17 protein-coding genes are annotated in these 20,913 nt (G+C 73.4%); 8 read left to right on the forward strand and 9 right to left on the reverse strand.

What is annotated here, in order from left to right; genetic code table 11:
• Positions 1-359 precede the first annotated feature (359 nt).
• Positions 360-1,640: a polysaccharide biosynthesis protein gene (locus KHA85_RS08510; RefSeq protein WP_131885075.1), complete on the reverse strand. Its 1,281-nt coding sequence runs from the start codon at positions 1,638-1,640 to the stop codon at positions 360-362.
• A 181-nt stretch (positions 1,641-1,821) separates the two neighbouring features.
• Between KHA85_RS08510 and KHA85_RS08515 the strand changes: the two genes are divergently transcribed.
• Positions 1,822-3,708 (forward strand): MmpA family trehalose lipid delivery protein, encoded by a 1,887-nt coding sequence (locus KHA85_RS08515; RefSeq protein WP_236885383.1) that lies wholly within the window; start codon positions 1,822-1,824, stop codon positions 3,706-3,708.
• Here KHA85_RS08515 and KHA85_RS08520 read toward each other — a convergent pair.
• On the reverse strand, positions 3,674-4,900 hold the full coding sequence (locus tag KHA85_RS08520) for a glycosyltransferase family 4 protein (RefSeq protein ID WP_213185454.1): 1,227 nt from the start codon (positions 4,898-4,900) through the stop codon (positions 3,674-3,676). The genes KHA85_RS08515 and KHA85_RS08520 overlap by 35 nt on opposite strands.
• Positions 4,901-4,956: 56 nt before the next feature.
• Between KHA85_RS08520 and KHA85_RS08525 the strand changes: the two genes are divergently transcribed.
• The gene (locus KHA85_RS08525) at positions 4,957-5,775 is read left to right on the forward strand and encodes a class I SAM-dependent methyltransferase (RefSeq protein ID WP_213185455.1); all 819 of its coding nucleotides are present in this window, start codon (positions 4,957-4,959) and stop codon (positions 5,773-5,775) included.
• Between the two features lie 118 nt (positions 5,776-5,893).
• Complete coding sequence (locus tag KHA85_RS08530) at positions 5,894-7,366, forward strand: aldehyde dehydrogenase (protein WP_213185456.1); 1,473 nt, start codon at positions 5,894-5,896, stop codon at positions 7,364-7,366.
• A gap of 27 nt (positions 7,367-7,393) precedes the next feature.
• Here the strand turns inward: KHA85_RS08530 and KHA85_RS08535 are convergent, their stop codons facing one another.
• From KHA85_RS08535 to KHA85_RS08565, 7 genes are all read right to left on the reverse strand, one after another.
• The gene (locus KHA85_RS08535) at positions 7,394-8,056 is read right to left on the reverse strand and encodes a response regulator transcription factor (protein WP_007629456.1); all 663 of its coding nucleotides are present in this window, start codon (positions 8,054-8,056) and stop codon (positions 7,394-7,396) included.
• Positions 8,057-8,154: 98 nt separating this feature from the next.
• Positions 8,155-9,651 (reverse strand): sensor histidine kinase, encoded by a 1,497-nt coding sequence (locus tag KHA85_RS08540; protein WP_308936898.1) that lies wholly within the window; start codon positions 9,649-9,651, stop codon positions 8,155-8,157.
• A gap of 77 nt (positions 9,652-9,728) precedes the next feature.
• Positions 9,729-10,487: a hypothetical protein gene (locus KHA85_RS08545; RefSeq protein ID WP_213185458.1), complete on the reverse strand. Its 759-nt coding sequence runs from the start codon at positions 10,485-10,487 to the stop codon at positions 9,729-9,731.
• A 156-nt stretch (positions 10,488-10,643) separates the two neighbouring features.
• On the reverse strand, positions 10,644-12,470 hold the full coding sequence (locus tag KHA85_RS08550) for a phosphoenolpyruvate carboxykinase (GTP) (protein WP_213185459.1): 1,827 nt from the start codon (positions 12,468-12,470) through the stop codon (positions 10,644-10,646).
• 104 nt (positions 12,471-12,574) lie between these two features.
• Positions 12,575-12,988, reverse strand: a complete 414-nt coding sequence (locus KHA85_RS08555) for a DUF6802 family protein (protein WP_007629720.1) — start codon at positions 12,986-12,988, stop codon at positions 12,575-12,577.
• Positions 12,985-14,286: a hypothetical protein gene (locus KHA85_RS08560; RefSeq protein ID WP_213185460.1), complete on the reverse strand. Its 1,302-nt coding sequence runs from the start codon at positions 14,284-14,286 to the stop codon at positions 12,985-12,987. The genes KHA85_RS08555 and KHA85_RS08560 overlap by 4 nt, the downstream gene beginning before the upstream one ends.
• Positions 14,283-14,942: a hypothetical protein gene (locus KHA85_RS08565; protein WP_213185461.1), complete on the reverse strand. Its 660-nt coding sequence runs from the start codon at positions 14,940-14,942 to the stop codon at positions 14,283-14,285. Before KHA85_RS08565 ends, KHA85_RS08560 begins: the two co-directional genes overlap by 4 nt.
• A gap of 100 nt (positions 14,943-15,042) precedes the next feature.
• On the opposite strand from KHA85_RS08565, the gene trmB reads away from it, so the two are divergent.
• From trmB to KHA85_RS08590, 5 genes are all read left to right on the forward strand, one after another.
• The gene (gene trmB, locus KHA85_RS08570; protein ID WP_213185462.1) at positions 15,043-15,819 is read left to right on the forward strand and encodes a tRNA (guanosine(46)-N7)-methyltransferase TrmB; all 777 of its coding nucleotides are present in this window, start codon (positions 15,043-15,045) and stop codon (positions 15,817-15,819) included.
• A 49-nt stretch (positions 15,820-15,868) separates the two neighbouring features.
• On the forward strand, positions 15,869-16,543 hold the full coding sequence (locus tag KHA85_RS08575) for an NYN domain-containing protein (protein ID WP_213185463.1): 675 nt from the start codon (positions 15,869-15,871) through the stop codon (positions 16,541-16,543).
• A gap of 11 nt (positions 16,544-16,554) precedes the next feature.
• On the forward strand, positions 16,555-18,987 hold the full coding sequence (locus KHA85_RS08580) for an MMPL family transporter (protein ID WP_213185464.1): 2,433 nt from the start codon (positions 16,555-16,557) through the stop codon (positions 18,985-18,987).
• A gap of 65 nt (positions 18,988-19,052) precedes the next feature.
• Complete coding sequence (locus KHA85_RS08585; protein ID WP_213185465.1) at positions 19,053-20,390, forward strand: lysylphosphatidylglycerol synthase transmembrane domain-containing protein; 1,338 nt, start codon at positions 19,053-19,055, stop codon at positions 20,388-20,390.
• A gap of 5 nt (positions 20,391-20,395) precedes the next feature.
• A complete protein-coding gene (locus KHA85_RS08590; RefSeq protein WP_308936899.1) occupies positions 20,396-20,755 on the forward strand; it encodes a DUF3054 domain-containing protein in 360 nt (119 codons plus the stop codon).
• The last annotated feature ends 158 nt before the right edge of the window (positions 20,756-20,913 follow it).

The following is a 20,913-nucleotide window of genomic DNA, read 5'->3' on the forward strand; positions in this document are numbered from 1 at the left end:
CGTCTCCCACGATCTGCCCCTCGGATCGCGCGACGCGCTTCGGATTGCGTCTTGCCCCAGGAACTCCGAGAGCGAATCGCAGCGCGAGGGGCGAATCGCGATCCGAGGGGCGAATCGCGATCCGAGGGGCAGGTCGTGCGCCGCGAGCCCGACGCCGGCCTCGACGGTCCTTCTTCGGCAGCCGCGCCGCCCACGGGTGCGCACGCCGCCCACCGGATGACGCGCCACCTAGCGGATGACGCGCCACCTACCGGATCACGCGCCACCTAGCGGACCCGGTAGGCGGCACGTGAACGGATAGGTGGCGTGGCTCGGCTGACCGGGGGCGGTCCGGCCCACGCCCGCTCGGCCCCCTCTACTCAGGCCGGCCGCGACCAGAGCGCGCGCCAACCGGCCGTGACCGTGGTGAGGACGACGGCGACGAGCGCGGCGGCCAGGACGCCGTCGACCCCGCGGGGAGCGAGCCACACAGCGACGGCGGTGAGCGCCAACCCGCACCACGCGATCCCGGCCTCGACCGTCCGGTCGGAGGCGATGGTGGCCAGCAGAAACGCCTGCAGGACGCTCAGTGTCACGCCGAGTGCGGCGAACGCCCAGAGGAGCCCGGCGACCGGCCGGTAGTCCTCGCCGACGACCGCCGGCACCAGCGGCGCGGCCACGGCGGCCCCGATCACGACGACCGCGCCGATGCCCAGCAGGACGGCCACTGCCGATCGGACGGCACCCCGGTGTCCGGCCGGATCGGCCATTCGCGGGTAGAGCACCGTGCCGACGGCCTGCGGCAGCCAGAACGCCGCCTTCGCGGCGACCGCCCCCAGCGCGTAGCGGCCCGCGTCCTCCGGGGTCAGCAGTGCGCGCGCGAGGAGCAGGTCGACCGAGGTGAGTGCCATCATCACCAGCTGCACCTGGCCGGCGGCGAGCACGGCGGCCACGCCCGGGGAGGCCAGAACCGCTCCGCCCCCGCGCGGCTCGACCCCGCTGCCACGCGGTCCCGCGCCGACCGAGCCCCCGGCCGTCCCCACGCGGGACCGGGCCGTCGCGGGACCGGACGTCACTCGCGCCGCCACGAGCCAGGCCACGCCAACACCTACGGCCCCGGCGGCGAGTGCGGGTCCGACACCGCCGCCGGCGGCGAGTACCGCGACGGCGGGCGCGACCTTGCCCGCGCCGGCCAGGGCGAGCACCACACCGAGGGCCCGGAACCGCTCGGCGCCCTGCAGGAGCCCCTGCTCGGTGGCGAGCAGGCACAGCACCGGGCCGGGGGCCAGCGCGGCGGCCGTGGCCCATATCGGGGTGTCGAGCAGCAGCGACACCGGGGCGACGGCCAGGGCCGCGACCACCGCGACCAGCAACGCAACCCGCCTGCCGAGCGCGCGGAGGACGTCGTGGGGAACACCGCGGACGTGCTCGCGGGCCACCACCGCCTGTAGCGCGAGCGAGGGCACGGCCACCAGCAGCTGCGCGGAGAGCAGGGCGGCGAACGCGCCATAGCCTTCGGGACCGAGCCACCGGGAGGCCGGGAGATGCAGGAGGTAGGCGGCGATGTTGGCCAGCATCGACCCGGCCGTGACCGCGCCCGCGCCGGTCAGGACGCGCCGGGCGGCGGAGCCGGGTGCCGCCTCGCGCGCCTGTGGGTCCACATCGGTGATCGTAGGGGGCCGCCGCGTGGCCACCCCGGCGGGCCAGGCGACTCGGCTGCACCCCGGGCGACACGGCTGCACCCCGGGCGACACGGCTGCACCCCGGGCGACGCGCTGGCGCCGGGTCGCCCGGCCCGGCCAGGGCGATCGGGGCGACCGGGCCGCGTGGTGGAATGTGCGCATGTCCTCGACTGCCGGGTTCCGTCGCGTGAGCGTGCGGCCGGCCGTGACGGACGCCGCGGTGGGTGTGGTCGTCTCGGGCGTTCTGTTGGCCGGGGTGGCGCGGCCGGGCTTTCCGCTGTTACGGGACTGGGTGGCCACACCGACGCCGCCGCTGTCGGACGCCTCGCTCGGGCTGGGGGAGTCGGCGGCGCGGGCGGTCCCGCAGGACGTGGCGGTGGCGTGGGCGACACGGGCGCTGGGCGCGGTCGGGCTGCCGGTGTGGCCGCTGACGGGTCTGCTCGCGGCGGTGTTCTGTGTGTGGCTGGCGGTCTCGGCGGGCGCGCTCGTGCGGCGGGTGGCCCCCGCTGGTCGGGCCGCGGGGGCGTGGCTGCGCCTACCGGCGGTGGTGGGCGCGGTGTGGAATCCGTTCGTGGTGGAGCGGCTCCTCCAGGGCCACTGGTCGCTGCTGGCGGGGGTCGCGGCGGTGGTGTCGATGCCGGTTCTGCTCGCGCGCGGTCGGCCCCGGGTGGCGGCGGCGTGCGCGGCGCTGGCCGCCGCCGGGCTCACGCCGACGGGGTGGGTGCTGGCGGTCGTCGCGACGGTGGTGGCGCTGGTCTGTGGGGGAGGTGGCGCTCGCCGGACCCGGGCTGCGGTCGCGCTCGCCGCTACAGCTGTTGTGACCGCCCTGCCGTGGGCGCTGGCGACCGCCCTCACCGCGGCGGGTGACTGGGCCGGCGCCGGGCTGGGCGGCGCCGCCGTCGGGGGAGCGGAGGCGGCCGCAGGGGTGGCCGCGTTCGCCACCCGCGCCGAGCCGGGGATCGGGACGCTGGGTTCGGTCGTCGCGCTGGGGGGGATCTGGAACTCCCAGGCCGTGCCGCCCTCGCGTGCCACGTGGTGGGCGGCCGCCGCGCTGGTCGCGCTGCTGCTCGTGTGGGCGCTCGCGGCGCGCGGCCTGTGGCGGGCGCGGCGCGACCCGGTGGTGCGCGCGACGGTCCCCGTGGCCCTCGCCGCGTGGCTGCTCGTCGCCGCCGCCGCGACGGGCCCGGGCCTCGCGGCGATGGAGGCGCTGGTCACCGCCGTACCGGGCGCGGGGTTGCTGCGCGACACCCAGAAGTTCGTGGCGCTGGCACTGCCGGCGACCGTGCTCGCGCTGGCCTTCGCCGCCCGCGCCCTCGCCACTCGCGCCGGCGCCGCCCGGGCCGCCGGCCGGGGCCTTCCCGCGCGCGTGCGGTCGATCGCCGCCGGAATGCTCGTCACGGCGGTGGCCGTGACCTCCGTCCCCGACGCCCCCAGCGCGCTGTGGCAGCAGCTGCGGCCGGTGACGTACGGGCCGGGGTGGGCGCAGGTGGCGGGCATCGTCGACGGTCGGCCCGGGGACCTGCTGGTGCTGCCGGCGGGGTCGTTCCGCTCGACGCCGCTGTGGGCCGACGGCCGGCCGGTCCTCGACCCCGCGCCGCGGCTGCTCGACACCCGCGTCCTCGTCCCGGGCGACCTAATCGTGGCCGGGGCCGGCGTCGGTGCGGGTGACGCCACCGCGGTGCCGGGCGAGGGGGATCGCGCGCGCCGCGCCACCGACGCGCTGCTGCGGGGAGCCGACCCCCGCGAGCTGGCGGGCATGGGCGTGCGGTGGGTGCTCGACGAGCGCACGTCCGCCGGGCCCCGGGGCGCGGCGGACGAGACCCTGACGGCGACGACGACGAGGTTCTCCGACCCCGAACTGACCCTGCACGAGCTCGCCCCGCCGGACGGGCCGGGTGACGTGGACTCGCGATGGAGCGCGGTCACCCCTCCCGGCGCCCCGGCGTGGGCTCGCGCAGCGGTGCTGGCGGCGCACGCGCTGTGGCTGCTCACGCTGGCCGGCGCGGCGGTGGCTAGCGGTCGGCCCGGCCGTCGATCACGCCGCTGACCCACCGGCCCTCGGCGACGGCCGCGAGGACCCGCGCCATCGCCGCGCCGGTGGCGGGCCACGACATCCCCGCGGCCTTCCGGCGGGCGGCCTCTCCCATCCGTTCCCGCAGGTCGGGGTCCGACAGGAGGAGGTCCGCGGCGACGGTCATGGCCGCGACGTCGTCCACGAGGAGGCCCGTCTCGCCGTCGTCGATCGAGTCGCGCAGTCCCGCGGCGTGGTGGTACCCGATGGTGGGGACCCCGTGCTGCGCGGCCTCGGAGACGGCGAGCCCCCAGCCCTCCTTGCGCGAGGGCATGAGGTGGACGGTGGCGCCGGCGAGCAGGCGGTGCTTGGTGGCCTCGTCGACGTGGCCGTGGAACACGACGCCGCCGGCCTCGCCGCCGCCACCGGCCTCGCCGCCGGCCCCGCCCGCGGGGGCGGTGAGCCCGCGCTCGGCGGCGTACTCGCGGAGCCGGTCGGCCCACCAGCCGCTGCCGATGACGTCCAGCACGAGCCCGGGCCGGCTCGCGCGCAGGGTGGCGAGCACGTCCAGCGCGTCCTCGACGTGCTTGTGCGGGACCAGCCGGGACAGGACGACGAGGCGCGGGCCGGCGGCGCGGGTGTCCTGCGCGGCCGGTGTGACGCCGTCGGGCAGCGGGTCGAGGCCGTTGCGGACCACCGCGATGCGCGCGGGCGCCACGCCGAGCGCGGCGAGTTCGTCGGCCGACGGCAGCGACACGGTGACGTACTGGGACCGGGCGTGGACGCGCGGCGAGAGCCACGACTCGACCCACCATCCGATCCGCGCGACGAGCCAGCCGGCGACCGGCCACTGCTCGCGGTGGATGTGGTGGACCAGCACGACGACGGGGGACGCGGTGGCCAGGCGGGCGAAGAAGGGGACGCCGTTCTGGGTGTCGACGACGACGTCGGGCCGTCGCAGAACCCCGAGCGGCCCGAGGCCGAGCCGGCCGGACAGGATGGCCAGCAGTGCCCGGGGATAGACGGTGAAACGTCCGCCGGCCCGGCTGAACCGCACGCCGGTGGAGGTGATCGCGGAGCGGGCCGCGCCCCGCGAGCGGGAGGTCCGGTAGACGACCGTGTGGCCGGCCGCGGCGAGACCGTCCGCGACGTGCTCGAGGTAGCGCTCGCTGCCGCCGCCCTGCGGATGAGTACTGTCGCGCCAGCACAGCAGCAGGATTCGAGCCACCCGGACACTGTACGCGGGCGGTCGGGCCGTCCCGGACCGCCGGTATCGTCACTGCCGTGCTCACCGATCCCGTCCACCGCTCGCCCGCGCTGCGATCGGTGGCCCGCCGCGCCACCCTCGGCCGCTCGCTCGGGCTGCTGCGCTCGTTCCCCCTCGAGCAGGCCGACCCGGACGCCTTTTATTCCGGCCTGGCGCGCGACACCGTCGAGCTGGTCGCCGACCTGTGGGCCGAGTCCGGCGATCGGCCCGCCCGGCCGGGCCCCGGCCCCGACGCCGGTCGACTGCCCGGGCTGACGGTCCTCGACGTGGGCGGCGGGCCCGGCTACTTCTCCGACGCCTACGCCGCCGAGGGCGCCCGGTACGTCTCCGTCGAGCCGGACGTCGGTGAGATGTCCGCGGCGGGCCTGGACCAGACGGGGTCGATCCGCGCCAGCGGGATGGCCCTGCCGGTGCGGACCGACGCGGTGGACGTGTGCATCTCCAGCAATGTGGCCGAGCACGTGCCCGAGCCCTGGCGCATGGCCGAGGAGATGTGCCGCGTGACGCGACCGGGCGGCCTCGTCGTCGTCTCCTACACCCTCTGGTACGGACCCTTCGGCGGCCACGAGATGGGCCTGACCCACTACCTCGGCGGCGAGCGCGCGCGGCGCCTCTACGAGCGCCGCCACGGCCACCCGCCCAAGAACGTCTACGGTGAGTCCCTCTTCGAGGTCGGATGCGCCGACGGCCTGGCCTGGGCACGTGACACCGGCGCCGCCGATCTGCTCGCCGCGTTCCCCCGCTACCACCCTCGATGGGCGTGGGGGCTCGTGCGCGTGCCGCTCGTCCGCGAGGTGCTCGTGTCGAATCTCGTGTTGGTACTGCGCGCGAAGTAGCGCCCCACGGCGGGCCGGACCCTCGCTACAGTGAGGTGGAACACGTTCTCGTTAGCTTCACTCCTGGTTGGCGGGACGGTTCCCACCGCTTACGTACCCCACCGCACGGAGGTCCCCCGTGGTCGTCGTCCATGACAAGCTCTTCTCCGGCACCCGCTGGACCGATCCGGTCACCACCGGCGTCCTCGAGGTGACGTCCCCGGCCACCAACACGGTCGTGGGTCGTGTCGCCGAGACCACCACCGAGGACCTGGAGGAGATGATCAGCCAGGCCCGCGACTCGTTCGAGTCCGGCGTCTGGCGGAACACGCCGCCCGCCGAGCGCGGCGCACTGCTCGCCCGCGTGGCCGACATGCTCGAGGAGCGCCAGGCCGAGGTCTGCCAGATCCTGTCCGACGAGATGGGCGCGCCCGCGAGCGCCGCGTCGATGATCCAGGTGACCCCCACCCTCGGCGTACTGCGCTACTACTCCCGTCTCGCCGAGACCTTCCCGTGGTCCGAGGTGCGTCAGGGCGACTTCGGCGCCTCCGTCGTCACCCGCCAGCCCGTCGGCGTGGTCGCGGCGATCACCGCGTGGAACGTCCCGCTCTACCTCAACACCGCCAAGCTCGCGCCGGCCCTGCTGTCCGGCAGCTCGGTCATCCTCAAGCCGTCCTCGGCCACCCCGCTGTCCGCGCTGTGGCTGGCGGACCTGTTCCGCGAGGCGGGCCTGCCGGAGGGGGTGCTGTCCGTGGTGACCGGCCCCAGCTCCGTGGGTGATCACCTGGTGTCCCACCCGGATGTCGACAAGATCTCGTTCACCGGCTCGACCGAGGTCGGCAAGCACATCGCCGGGATCGCCGCGCAGGGCCTCAAGCGCTGCTCGCTCGAGCTGGGCGGCAAGAGCGCCGCCATCGTCCTCGAGGACGCCGACCTGGCCTCCGCCGCCGGCACCATGGTGTTCTCCGCACTGATGAACTCCGGCCAGGCGTGCGTGTCCCAGAACCGGATCCTGGCCCCGCGTTCGCGCTACGACGAGGTGGTGAACGCGCTGGTCGAGAACGTCTCGCTCATGCCCGTCGGTGACCCCGCCGACGAGGGCACCGTGTTCGGCCCGCTGGCCAACCACAAGCAGAAGGCGTCCGTCGAGGGGTACATCCGCAAGGGCGTCGAGGAGGGCGCGACCATCGCCTACGGTGGCGGCGAGGTCGAGGGCCTGCCCGAGCACGTGTCGGGAGGGGCCTACGTCCAGCCGACCGTCTTCCGCGACGTCGACAACTCCATGACCATCGCCCAGGAGGAGATCTTCGGTCCGGTCCTGCAGGTCATCGCCTACGACACGGTCGACGACGCCGTGCGGATCGCCAACGACTCCGAGTTCGGCCTCGCCGGCGCCGTCTACTCGTCCGACCCCGACGCCGCGCTCGCCGTGGCCCAGCGGGTGCGCACCGGAACCATGGGCATCAACTGGTACGCCTTCGATCCCACCGCCCCGTTCGGCGGGTTCAAGAACTCGGGCCTCGGCCGCGAGAACGGGCCCGAGGGGCTGGACGCGTACTGCGAACTGCAGAGCGTGCTCATGCCGTTCGGCTGGGAGCCGTCCGGCACCTGACGCCTGCGGGCGCCCCGGCCCGCGCGCTCACTCCACGCGGTAGCCGACCCCTCGCACCGTCTGCACCTTGTTCTCGCCGATCTTGCGGCGCAGGGAGCGGATGTAGACGTTGACGATGTTGGAACCCGGGTCGAAGTCCATGCCCCAGACGCTCTCGAGGAGCTGCTCGCGGCTGATGGTCTCGCCCTTGTTGCGCAGCAGCATCTCCAGCAGCGAGTACTCGCGGTTGGTGAGCTCCTGGATGCGGCCGTCCACCTCGACGCGGCGGGTACGGATATCCAGGCGCATGCCGGCGTGCTCGAGGATGCCCGGGTCTTCGGTCGCCTCGTGCTCGCGCAACCGCAGCCGGATGCGGGCGAGCAGCTCGGGGACTCGGAAAGGCTTGACCATGTAGTCGTTGGCGCCGGATTCCAGTCCCTCGACGGTGTTCGCGACGCTGTCGCGGGCCGTGAGGATGATGACGGGCGCGGCGAACCCGCGATCGCGGGCCTCGCGCAGCAGCGTCAGTCCGTCGGTGTCGGGCAGGCCGATGTCGAGCAACATCAGGTCGATGTCGGAGATGGTCGACAGGATGGCACGCGCGCTCTCCCCGTCCACCGCCTCGAGTGCGGTGTACTCGGCACCACCGAGTGCCTTGACCAAGACCGAGCGGATGAGGTCATCATCCTCCACGACGAGAACGTTCGTCATGCATCCCTCCTTCTCCGACTTCGGAGTATCGCACGGGTACCGCGCTGCTGGACGCTGGCGGGCGACCGTGTCCGCGGCTCGGCCGGGGACCGGGGGGTTCAGCGGGTCTCGGAGCCGCTCGCGTCGGACGGGTCGGTCCCGGCGGGCGAGCCGGAACCCTTCGCGGGCGGCGGCGCGACGAAGGGGATGACGATGCAGAACGTCGCGCCGCCCCCGGCGGCGTTGAACGCGAACGCGCGGCCTCCGTGCGCCTTGGCGATCGTCGAGACGATAGCGAGCCCGAGGCCGGTGCCGCCGCGTCCGTCACGGAGCTGGCCGCGCGCGGTGTGGAACCGCTCGAAGATGCTCTCCTCCTCGCCGGGCGGGATCCCCGGCCCCCGGTCGCGGACCCACCACAGAAGCCGGCGACGGTAGGACTCCCGCTCCGGGGTCTCCGGGACGGCCCCGGACACGAGCTCCGCGGCGATGGTCGGGTCACCGGGCTCGATGACCCGGCACCCGATCTCGATGGTGTCCCCGGGGCCGGTGAACCGGACCGCATTGGAGCAGAACTGCATGAGGGCCTGGGTGATCCGGTGCTGGTCCAACCTGGCCAGGCCCTCGGCGTACGGCAGCACCCGCCAGTTCCGGTCGGCCACCACCTCGATCTTCGCCTCGACGTCCAGCACGAGCTCGGTAACGTCGGTCGCGGCGGTGCGGAGGAAGTCCGGACGGTCGGCGCGGGCGAGCGTGAGCAGGTCCTCGACGATGCGGGTCATCCGGGACAGTTCGTCCTGTATGAGCCGGATGGTCTCCGTCCGGCCCTCCGGGTCCTCGGGCATGAGGTCGAGATTGCCCTGGACCACGGTCAGCGGTGTCCGCAGCTCGTGGCCGGCGTCGTCCAGGAACTCCCGCTGTGTGCGGTAGGCCTCCTCGACCCGCTCGAGCATGTCGTTGACGGTGTCGGCGAGGGAGACGATCTCGTCGGGCCCGTCGGAGGGCACGCGCCGTGACAGATCGGCCGCGGAAATGGTTTCCGCCGCTTCGCGGATCCGTCTCACCGGGACGAGCATCCGGCCGGCGATCCACCACGCGAGTAGTGCGCTCACGACCATGCCCCCGGCGGCCGCCCAGCGCAGAAAGCTCTTGACGCGGCGGGTCTCGTCATGCGTGCCGCGGTCGTGGATGGCCACCACGATATTGGCCGGACCGGCCGGGCTCTCGACGGTGGCCTTGCGCCAGCGCACAGAGTCGTCGATCACGCCGGAGTCCTCTATGGGCGACAGCCCGATCCGCTGGATCCGCGAGCGCATGCCCGGGGGGAACAGCCGGTCCTCGTCCGGTCCGTACCGGGAGAGGGTGAACTGGGTCCCCGACTCGTTGGCCGTGCCGACGAGCAGCATCTCGGAGGAAGGGTACTGCTGAGCCAGGTACGCCCGGATGAGCTGTTCCACGGTGGGCTCGTCCGACTCGAACGACGGCAGGATCCCGGCGGACATGAAGGTCGAGAAGTCGGCCGCCTCGCGGTTGAGCCGGGAGTCGGTGACGCGTTCCGTGCTCAGGTCCAGCATCTGGATCATGAAGATCACCATCGCGGCGAACACGGCCGCGGTCACCAGGGTGATGCTGACGGTGATGCGCAGACGCGCAGAATGCCACCAGCGGGCCGGTTGTGACCTCCCGAGAGAGGGGCTCACCTCGGCTCGGAGCCGTCATCGGCGGGGTGCGCCGCTCCCGGCTCGCCGTCGGCGGGCGAACCGTCCGTCGGCGTCGCGGGGGCCGGGGTGCCCTCAACCGGAGTGTTCTCCGCGGGCGCGCCCGTGGTGAGTACGACGATCCGGGCGCCCGGAACCGGCCCGATCACGACCGGCGCGTCCCGGCCGGTCGGGTGCTCCGGACGATCGGGCGTGCCCTCGGGGCCCTCGTCCATGGGCGACGGGGTCGCGGGGTGATCCCGGCCCGGCCGGGGAGCGCGGTGATCTGTGACGCCCGGCGGGATGTCGCCCGCGCCCGACCCCGCCGAGCCGAGCGGCTCGTTGCGACCCACGGTGTCGGGGGTCCGGCCACGATTGGCGCCGTCCCCGGCCACGAATCCGGAGCGCGCGGGTTCGGTACGACCGTCGGTCCGCGGCGGCAGGGGTACGAGGTCGGCCGGCCGCGCGGACAGTCTCGACAGGATCGAGGGGATCGGTGCCGGCACGGGGAGGGCGGACAGGCCGTCGATCACGGTGAGGTGGGGCCGGACGCCCTCGATGGCGGTGCCGACGGGCTCGGGGGCGGCGACCGGGGTCTCGGCTGCGGCGTCGGAGCCTCCGCCGGTCGAGGCGGTGGCGGGCCGCTCGGCAGCGGTGGGAGGGGCCTCGCCGTTCCCGGGGTCCAAGGCCGTGACGGCGAGGGCCAGCCCCGCGGCCGCTACGGGGAGGGCGATGAGTCCGACGACGGTGGCTCTCATACCTCTCCTCCCGCGGGAACGCGGTGCTCCCCTCAGCCGTTCACCTTGACACTTGGTGGCGCCACTGTGAAGAGCGTCGAACACATAGTAATAGCGGACGGGTCACACCGGAAAAAAATGTGTGACCCGTCCGCTATCTACCGTGTGAAGGGAGCGTCAGCCCAGGCGCTCCTTGAGGGCGGCGAACTGCTCGTGGACCTCTGCCGGGACCTTGGGGCCGCAGAACTCGAGCCACTCGGTGATGAGCGGCAGCTCGCGGCGCCACTCCTCGGGGTCGACGGCCAGGGCGGCTTCGACGTCCTCGAGCGGGGTGTCGAGCCCGGTCATGTCGATGTCGGCGGCGCGGGCGGTGAGGCCGGCGGCCGTCTCGTCACCCTCGACGCGACCCTCGATGCGGTCGATGACCCACTTGAGCACGCGGCTGTTCTCGCCGAAGCCCGGCCACAGGAAGCGACCGTCGGCGCCCTTGCGGAACCAGTTGACCAGGAAGATCTTGGGCATCTTGTCGCCACCGCGGGCGCCCATGTCGACCCAGTGCTGGAAGTACTCGCCGACGTTGTAGCCGACGAACGGCAGCATGGCCATCGGGTCGCGACGCACCGCGCCGACCTGGCCCTCGGCGGCGGCGGTCTGCCCGGAGGACAGGGTCGCGCCGATGTACACACCGTGGTTCCACGAGTACGCCTCGCTGACCAGCGGGACCGTGTCGGCGCGCCGGCCACCGAAGAGGATCGCCGAGATCGGCACGCCCTCCGGGGAGTTGAACTCGGGCGCCGTGACGGGGCACTGGTTGATCGGCACGCAGTAACGCGAGTTGGGATGCGCGGCGTTGCCGGCCTCGCCGTCGCCGGTAGGGGTCCAGTCGTTGCCCAGCCAGTCGATGAGGTGGTCCGGAGTGCCCTCGAGGCCCTCCCACCACACGTCGCCGTCGTCGGTCAGCGCGACGTTCGTGTAGATCGCGTTGCCCGGCTCCAGCGTCTTCATGGCGTTGGGGTTGGACGAGTAGTTGGTGCCCGGGGCCACGCCGAAGAAGCCGTACTCGGGGTTGACGGCGTAGAGGCGACCGTCGGCGCCGAAGCGCATCCAGGCGATGTCGTCACCGACCACCTCGGCGCGCCAGCCCTCGATGGTGGGTTGGATCATCGCGAGGTTGGTCTTGCCACACGCGGACGGGAAGGCCGCCGCGATGTAGTGGACCTCGTCGGTGGGGGAGATGAGCTTGAGGATGAGCATGTGCTCGGCCATCCAACCCTCGTCGCGGGCCATGGCGGAGGCGATGCGCAGCGCGAAGCACTTCTTGCCCAGCAGGGCGTTACCGCCGTAGCCGGAGCCGAAGGACCAGATCTCCCGGGTCTCCGGGAAGTGGGTGATGTACTTCTCCTCGTTGCACGGCCAGGGGACGTCCTTCTCGCCCTCGGCGAGCGGGGCACCCACCGAGTGCAGGCCCTTGACGTAGGCGCCGTCGGCGCCGATCTTCTCGAGGGCCGCGGAGCCCATGCGGGTCATGATCTTCATGGAGACGACCACGTACGCGGAGTCGGTGAGCTCGATGCCCAGCTTGGGGTCCTCGGCGTCCAGCGGGCCCATGCAGTAGGGCACCACGTACATGGTGCGCCCGCGCATGCAGCCGCGGTAGAGGTCGGTCATCTGGGCGCGCATCTCGGCCGGGTCGCGCCAGTTGTTCGTGGGGCCGGCGCCCTCGGCGGTCTCGGAGCAGATGAACGTGCGCGACTCGACGCGGGCGACGTCCTTGGGGTCCGACTGCGCCAGGAACGAGTTGGGCTTCTTCTCCTCGTTCAGCTTGACGAAGGTCCCGGCCTCCACCATCTCGGCGGTGAGGCGATCCCACTCCGCGTCGGAGCCGTCGGCGAAGACGACCCGGTCCGGCTGGGTGAGTTCGGCGACCTCCGCGATCCACGCGAGCATCTCGGTGTGATCGGTTGGTGCCTGACCCTCGAGGCCGGGAATGGTGGTGGTGGTCATCACAGCTCCTCGCGCGTGGTGCATGGTCTTGGTCACAGGGTATCGCCAACCGGTGCGGATCGCCGCGTCCGAGCCCCCGTTCGCGCGAAAATGTGAAGGATCCCTCAGATGTGCCCGTGGTCGATGCGCTCCCAGCGCGCCGGCGGCGGGGGCGGCGCGGCCGGATCGTCCCCGGTCTCGTTGGTGAAGCCCCCGAAGGGTACTCCCTCGGCGGGATTGGCCAGCCGCCACGAGTCGTAGCTGCCGTCGAAGCGCACGGTCGAGACGTGGTCGACCGTGCCGTCGCCGTCGACGTCCGTGTACACGGTCAGGCCGCGGTCGTCGCCACGCGTGACCGCCTCCATGAAGCCGTCCCCGTCGAGGTCCGCCTCGGGTGAGCCCAGGTCGAGGACCTCGTCTCCGACGGGGACGTGCAGCCCCAGCGACGACGGCTCGGCAAGTGGAGCGCCTTCCAGGCCGCAGACGTCCGGCGCGGTGTGGTGGTCGAACGGGTCCGGGCCGGCGAGTGGATCGGTCATGGCGACGTGCCCCCTGCGGTGGTGTGGGACCGGGCGGCCTGCTCGGTACGCATCCGGCGGATGCGCCGCTCGAGGTCGGTGACCCGGGGCCCGGGATCGTGGGCGAACCCGTCGGTGATCGTGGCCTCGGCGGCGAGGATCCGTGAGCCGAGGGACTGTTCGGTCTCGGCGCGCAGCGCCGCGAGCCTGTCACCCACCGCCGCGACGGCGTGGGTGCGCAGCGCCTGCGTCCGGCGCACGGTGACGGTGACCCAGCCCAGCGCCACGCCGCACAGCAGCGCCAGGGGGATGACGAGAACCGCGGCCCCGGGCACCTCGGCGAGCGGGGCCAGCAGCATCCTGCCCACGCCGGTGCCACCGGCGGCGCCGGTGATCATGACGAGCAGTTCCTCCCCGGTGTTGCGGAGCGGGCGGCCCGGCGTGAGGCCGCTCGTCGGCGCGGGGATCCGCGGTCCGGCCGGGGCGGTCGAGCCGAGGTGCCGGGCGACGAGGGCGTCGGCGCGGCGGTCGGCGCGGGCGACGGTGGCCGCCACGGCGGCGTCGGCGTCGGCGGCGAGCCTGCGGACGAGGGCGTCGACGCGGGACCGCGGCGCGGCGGCGAGCTCCTCGCGCGCGCGACCACCGAGGTCACGCACGGACCGGTGCAGGTCCTGGACCACCTCCATGCGTAGCGCCTGCACGTCCTGGCGCAACGCCTGCGAGCGCGTGGTGATGGCCTCGGTGCGGCGGGCGAGGAGCCAGTCGACGGTGGCGGTCGCCGGGTCGGGCCCGGCCGGCCGCGGGCCGGGCCCGCGTGGCGCGGCGGGCACGGAGCCCGCGCGCACGGCGGCGAGCAGCGCCGACAGCAACGCGGCGGGCGCGCCGGGGTGGGCGTCGTCGACGACGTGGACCGGGCAGTCCACGCCCGCGTCGACCAGGCGGCGGGTGGTGACGTCGACCGTCTCCGAGAGGTGCTCGGCCGTGCACGTGTGGGCGCGCCCGGCCACGGCCACCGCCATCGGCAGGCGGGCCACGCCGCGCGCGACCTCGACGTCGTCGGGGCGCACCGGGCAGACGGCGTCGACGACGAGGACCGCCGCGTCGGGCCGGTCCTCGGGTGCGGCGTCGACGAGCACGCGGATCCGGGCTCCGGCGTCGGCGGCCGGGCCCGCGGCGGCGGACGACGCTGTGCCCGCGGCGGCGGACAACGCTGTGCTCGCTGCGGCGGACAAGGCCGAGGCAACGGCGGGTGCGGCGGAGTCCCGGGCCCCCAGCACCGCGATCGTCAGCTCGCGGGGTGGGGCCGGAGCGGCCGTCACGTCGCCGCCGATCCGGGGAGCGCGGGCGCGCCCAGGGCGCACAGGGCGGCCTCGGCGAGATCGCCCACCTCGTCGTGGACCGCGAGCATCTCCAACTCGGCCTCGAGACGGGCCACCCGGGTCGCCGACAGATCGTGCAGGGCGCGTTCGAGGAAGGACACGACGCCGCCGACCGACCGGTGCCCGGGGTCGCGCGCGTCCACGGTGGTCAGCCCACGGGCCCAGCGCGGCGGGTCCTCGTCGTCGTCGACCCCGGTGGCCACCACCAGCAGCGGGTGCCGGCGCGCGCGGCGCAGCCACGCCTCCTCGTGGCGGCACGGGGCGGTGCGCAGGCACACGATCTCCGCGTCCGGCGGTGCGGCGGGCTCGGCGCCGGGCGCCGCCACGACGTCCAGGTCGTCGACCCGCGCGCGCCACCCCCGGCGGACGCGCAGCGCGGCGGCGAGCGTGCGGCGACCCGAGCCCAGGCCGCCGCGGATGCGGATGTCGGCCGGCGCGTCGACACGCGCGACGGCGGCCTCCACCGGGCCGGTCCCACCCCGGCCCCCGTCCCGCTCCCGGGCGGACGCGACCAGGCGCCGGACCCGCGCGACGGGGTCCGGGTCGGGGGCACGCACCGGGGCCGGGGGCTCGGTGTCAGGGGTCACGGTCGGCACGCGCTCATCGTGGCCCGACGGCCTGCGAGCGGCAAGACCTTCCCCTCGGGCCCCGACGCCCGGATTCGGTGGCGACCACTGATTACGGGATGATGGCCGGGTGAACCAGAGCGAGAACCCCGCCCACGCGGCCGGTGGCACCCCGGACGACGGTGGTATCCCGGACGCCGGTGGCGCCCCGGACGACAGTGCCCGTCTCTTCCCCCGGGTGACCGCCTACCGGTTCCGCCGCGGCACCCTGCGGCCCGGGCAGCAGCGCAACTGGGAGGAGCACTGGCCGACCTACGGCCGCAACGTCTCCGACGAGATCGTCGACCCCGAGGCGCTCTTCGGCCGGCGCGCACCGTTGATCGTGGAGATCGGCTCCGGCACCGGCACGTCCACTGCCGCGATGGCCGCGGCCGAACCGGACATCGACGTGATCGCCGTGGAGGTCTACCAACCCGGACTGGCCCAGCTGCTGGGCATGATCCTGCGCGAGGGCCTGGAGAACGTGCGCATGATCCGCGGCGACGGCGTGGACGTGCTCACCAACATGATCGCGCCGGCCAGCCTGGACGGTGTCCGCGTGTTCTTCCCCGACCCCTGGCCCAAGGCCCGCCACCACAAGCGGCGGCTCCTGCAGTCCGGCACCTTCGAACTCATCGCCTCGCGACTGCGACCGGGCGGCGTGCTGCACGTGGCCACCGACCACGCCGACTACGCCGAGTGGATCGCCGAGACCGGCGACGCCGAGCCCGCGCTCCAGCGGCTGGACCCCGCGACGGACCTCCGCCACGTACCGTTCAGTCTGGACAGACCCGTGACGAAGTTCGAGGGCAAGGGGTTGCAGGAGGAACGGGTGATCAACGAGTTCCTCTGGCGTCGGGTGCACTGACGCCCCACCCCAGGACCCCCGAACGACGAGAGCCGAGGCGGACGACGCGATGACCCCACCAGACGAGATGCGCAACCACGACGTGACGGACGTGGCCACGCCCGACGGACCGGGGGTGGTGCTCCTCGTGTGGGACGCGCCCAACGTCGACATGGGGCTCGGCTCGATCCTCGGCGGCCGCCCGACCGCCGTGTACCGCCCGCGCTTCGACGCGCTCGGCCGCTGGCTGCTCGGCTACACCGCCGACCTGTCCGTGCGGACGCAGGACGCCCTCGAGGCCGAGGCGACCGTCTTCACCAACATCGTCCCCGGCACATCGGACAACGTCCGCCCGTGGGTCGAGGCGCTGCGCAACGTCGGCTTCGCCGTCTTCGCCAAGCCCAAGACCAGCGACGACTCCGACGTCGACGACGACATGCTCGAGCACATCGACCGGCGCGCCGAGTCCGGCCGACTCGCCGGCGTCGTCGTGGCCTCGGCCGACGGGCAGGCGTTCCGCGAGCCCCTCGAGGAGCTGGCCGAGGACATCCCGGTCGCCGTGATCGGGTTCCGCGAGCACGCCACCTGGGCCGTCCAGCACGACACCATCACGTTCCTCGACCTCGAGGACATCCCCGGGGTGTTCCGCGAGCCCCTGCCGCGCGTCAGCCTCGACAACCTGCCCGACGAGGGTGCCTGGCTGCAGCCGCTGCGGCCGCTCACGGCACTGCTCACCTCGCGCTAGGAGCTCCCCCGGTGTTCAACTCACTCGGGCGGTTCGTCGCCCGCCGCCGCGTCCTCGTCCTGGTCTGCTCCGTGCTGGTCATGGCCTTCCTCAGCCTCGCCGGCTCCGCGTTCGGCAACCCGTTCGGCCAGGGCGGCTTCGAGGACCCCGACAGCGGATGGGCGACCGCCGAGCAACTCGAGCAGGAGGCGTACGGACGCGACGCGCTCGGCGACGTCGTGGTGTCCTACCACGCCCCCGAGGGCACGTCGGTCGACGACCCGGCGTTCCAGGAGCCCATCCGGCAGTCGCTGGAGTCGATCCGGACCGAGAACCCCGACCGGGTCACCGGCGTGACCAGTTTCGTGTTCAACCAGTCACCGGCCCTGGTCAACCGTGACGCGGGCATCGCGGTGGCCTCCATCCAGATCGCCGGCGAGGCCGAGGAGATCCTCCAGAACTTCCGGGCGATCGAGGACCAGATCCCGGTCGAGGGCATCGAGACCGACATCGCCGGCCTCCAGCCCGTCGCCGGCGCCCTGCAGGACGGCATGGACGCCGACCTCGTGCGCGCAGAGCTCATCGCGCTGCCGCTCGTGTTCCTCCTGCTCATCGTGGTCTTCGGCGGAGTCGTTGCCGCGTTCCTGCCGGTCGCGGTGGGCGTGCTGACGATCCTCGGCTCGCTCGGCGCCCTGCACCTGCTGTCGCTCGTCACGCCCGTGAACTCCTTCGCACAGAACGTCGTGACCCTGATCGGTCTGGGGCTGGCGATCGACTACGGCCTGTTCGTGGTGAGCCGGTTCCGCGAGGAGATGGCCGAGGGGTATCCACCGGACGCCGCGGTGCGCCGGTCCGTGGCCACCGCCGGCCGGACCGTGGTGTTCTCGGCGGTCATGGTGGGGGTGACCCTGTCGGGCCTACTGGTCTTCCCGCAGGACTTCCTCAAGTCCGTCGCCTACGGCGCGATCGCCGCCGTGATCCTCGCCGCCGCGCTCTCGGTCACCTTGCTGCCGGCCGTGCTCATGCTGCTCGGCCACCGCGTCGACGCGCTCGGCATCAAGCGGATGCAGCGGCACCGCACCCGCGAGGAGGTCGAGAACGGCCTGTTCGGCCGCGTCGCAGACTTCTCCATGAAGCGCCCGGTGGCGGTGGCGATCCCGGTCGTCGTGGTACTGGTCGCGCTCATCATCCCGTTCTCGGGCGTGAAGTTCGGCGGTATCAACGAGACCTACCTGCCGCCCGACAACCCCACGCGCGTCGCGCAGGAGGAGTACGACCAGAACTTCCCCGGCACGCGGACCGACCCGGTCAAGCTCGTGGTCCTCGGCTCGGACAGTGCGACGCTGTCGCAGATCCGCTCGGCCGCCAACGAGGCCCCCGGGCTCACGGGCCCGTTCCAGTTCGCCCGCTCGGGCGGGCAGGACTCGCAGGGCCGCGAGGTCGTGGTGCTGCAGGCCGGCGTGGTCGACCGCAACGCGGCCACCGAGACCGTCGAGTACCTGCAGTCCTTCCCGATCCCCGCCGGCACCGAGGTGTTCGTCGGCGGCAACCCCGCGATGGAGAAGGACTCGGTCGACGCCCTGATCGCCGGGCTGCCATGGTTCGTCCTGTACGTCCTCGTGGCCACGACGCTGCTGATGTTCCTGGCGTTCGGGTCGCTGGTGCTGCCGATCAAGGCGGCCATCATGAACATGCTCGGCCTGGGCGCCACGCTCGGCATCCTCACGTGGATCTTCGTCGACGGGCACCTGTCCGGGCTGCTCGGCTTCACGCCGGGCCCGCTCACCTCGCCGGTCGTGGTGCTGCTCATGGCGATCATCTACGGACTGTCCACGGACTACGAGGTGTTCCTCGTCTCGCGGATGGTCGAGGCCCGCTCCCGCGGCGCGCGCACCGCGGTGGCGATCCGCAGCGGCGTCGCGCAGACCGGCCGGATCATCACGTCGGCGGCGCTCATCCTCATCGTGGTGACGGGCGCGTTCGCCTTCTCCGAGATCGTGATGATGAAGTACATCGCGTTCGGCATGATCGCCGCGCTCATCATCGACGCCACCGTCATCCGCATGCTGCTGGTCCCGGCGGTCATGCAGATGCTGGGCACCGACAACTGGTGGGCGCCGAAGTGGATGAAGCGGGTCCAGGAGCGGATCGGTCTGGGAGAGGCCGAGATCGACGACGAGCCCGAGCTCCTCACCGGGCGGCCCGCCGACACCGACGGCACGGGACCGACCGGGGCCGCCACGTCGGTCGCCGTGCTCGACCGGGAGCCCGCGGGCACCAGCGCGCCGCAGGCGCGGGACGCCGAGCCGGAGCCTGCGTCCGAGTCCGAAACCGAGCCCGAGTCCGAGCCCGTCTACGACACGGATTACGACGACGAGCCCGGGTCCGCGCCCGGCGGCAAGATCCCCGCCTCCGAGCTGATCGCCCGCCTGATGCAGGAACGTCGACAGGATCCAGAGGCGTGACCGCCGCCCCGGGTTCCCGGTGTGGGGTCCTGGGACGGGCGGCACGCTCTGGTTATGGTGAGGTGATGACGGGGACGCGGGGCGCCGAGGTGCGGCGCCGTATCCGGGCTGTCCTGGGCAACCCGTGGTTCAAGGCCGTCGCGACGCTCGCCGTCCTGGGGTTCATCCTGTACTGGCTCCGCGGCCAGATGCCGTTCTTCGCCGAGGGCTTCGAGGCCGTCGCCCGCCCGCACTGGGGCTGGATCGCGGCCGCTCTCGTCTTCTCCTACCTGTCCATGTCGAGCTACGGCTCCGTGCAGAAGGTGCTGCTGCAGTCCGCCGGCGTCCGCGTCGGCTACTGGGCCAGCGTCGGCCTCGTGTTCTCCGCCAACGCCTTCTCCACCTGCATCCCCGGCGGGCAGGTCTTCGGCACCACCCTGACGTACCGCAAGACCCGGCAGTGGGGCGCGACCCGGGTCGTGGCGTCGTGGCAGCTCGTGATCTCCGGCGTCCTGTCGACCGTCGGCATCGTGCTGCTCGCCCTGCTCGGCTTCTTCCTCGTGGGATCCGTGTCCAACCCGTTCCTGCTGGTGCTCTCTGCGTTCGGTCTGGTCGCGATCGTCGTGGTGGTCCAGTGGGCGGCCCGCCACCCGGACAAGATCGAGGGGTCGGTCCTGTCGATCCTGGCCTGGATCAACGCCCGGCGGCACAAGCCCGCGGACCACGGCGCGGCCGGCGTGCGCAAGGTCGTCGAGCAGGCCGACGCCGTCGACCTGAGCAAGCGGCAGATCGCACAGGCGTTCGCGTTCTCCCTGCTCAACTGGGTCGCCGACATCGGCTGCCTGTGGGCGGCCGCCAACGCGGTCGGTGCCCAGCACAGCATCGGCGGCCTGTGCATCGCCTACGTCACCGGCAAGATCGTCGCCACCGCCCCCATCACGCCCGGCGGCCTCGGGACCGTCGAGGTCGCGCTCATCACCGCCCTCACCGCGGGCGGCCTCGGTGCGCATCAGGCCTTCGCGACCGTGTTCGTCTACCGCATCGTCAGCTTCGTGCTGGTCGCCCTGGCCGGGTGGGTGGTCTTCTTCCTCTTCTACCGTGGTGCCGTGGACGTCGACCCCGACGCCGACCCGTTGGGTGAGGACGGCCCGGGCGAGCAGTCCTCGTCGTCGTCGCCCTCGTCTTCGTCACGGTCGTCGCGCACCGCACCGCCCCGGGCGACCGTCGCGGCGGCCCCGCCGGCCGGGCTCACCGCGATGTGGCCGCTGCACGGGAACCCGTGGCGCCCGACGGTGACCCATGACTCCGGCCCGCTCCCGCTGCTCCGCGTGCGCGTGCGGGAGGACGGCGCCGCGGACGACTCGTCAGGGAAGAGCTCCTACCCGTTCGCCGGCCGGGAGGCCCGGGAAGAGAAGGACAGGTGAGACCCGTGGCCGTGCCGGTCATGATCGTGCTCGACGCCGTGCTGGTGGTGGTGTTCTCCACCTTCGGGCGCGGCGCGCACTCCGAAGGCCTGGGCGTGGCGCAGGTGTGGGGCACCGCGTGGCCGTTCCTCGTGGGCCTGGCGGTGGGCTGGCTCGTCCTGCTGGCCGGCCGCCGAGAGCCCTCGTCGATCGGCTCGGGCGTGCTGCTGTGGCTGGCCACGCTCGTGGTGGGCATGGTGATCCGCGGGCTCGGGGACGGCCGGGTGCCGCACTGGAGCTTCATGATCGTGGCCGGTGTCGTCACCGGGGTGTTCCTGGTGGGGTGGCGCGCGGTGCGCGCGGTGGTCGTCCGGCGGCGGCGTTAGCGCAGCCCGTCCGCCAGCTGCGCCATGACCTCGGCGGGGACCTCGATGGACTCGGGCAGCCGCACGCCGTCGGTCGTCGGGAGATCGCGCGGGACGGGGATCGTCACGGCCTCGACGGGCACGGGGACCTCGGGCGGGATCGGCGCGGGGGCCTCGGC

This window comes from Dietzia massiliensis (assembly GCF_018390595.1).
In the GTDB taxonomy this organism is placed as follows: Bacteria; Actinomycetota; Actinomycetes; order Mycobacteriales; family Mycobacteriaceae; genus Dietzia; species Dietzia massiliensis.

Excerpts from the sequence above, each read along its gene's own strand:
- KHA85_RS08575 (WP_213185463.1), top strand. The coding sequence starts at position 15,869 with ATGACCCCACCAGACGAGATGCGCAACCACGACGTGACGGACGTGGCC.
- KHA85_RS08535 (WP_007629456.1), bottom strand. The coding sequence starts at position 8,056 with ATGACGAACGTTCTCGTCGTGGAGGATGATGACCTCATCCGCTCGGTC.
- KHA85_RS08555 (WP_007629720.1), bottom strand. The coding sequence starts at position 12,988 with ATGACCGATCCACTCGCCGGCCCGGACCCGTTCGACCACCACACCGCG.
- KHA85_RS08550 (WP_213185459.1), bottom strand. The coding sequence starts at position 12,470 with ATGACCACCACCACCATTCCCGGCCTCGAGGGTCAGGCACCAACCGAT.
- KHA85_RS08585 (WP_213185465.1), top strand. The coding sequence starts at position 19,053 with ATGACGGGGACGCGGGGCGCCGAGGTGCGGCGCCGTATCCGGGCTGTC.
- KHA85_RS08515 (WP_236885383.1), top strand. The coding sequence starts at position 1,822 with ATGTCCTCGACTGCCGGGTTCCGTCGCGTGAGCGTGCGGCCGGCCGTG.
- KHA85_RS08545 (WP_213185458.1), bottom strand. The coding sequence starts at position 10,487 with ATGAGAGCCACCGTCGTCGGACTCATCGCCCTCCCCGTAGCGGCCGCG.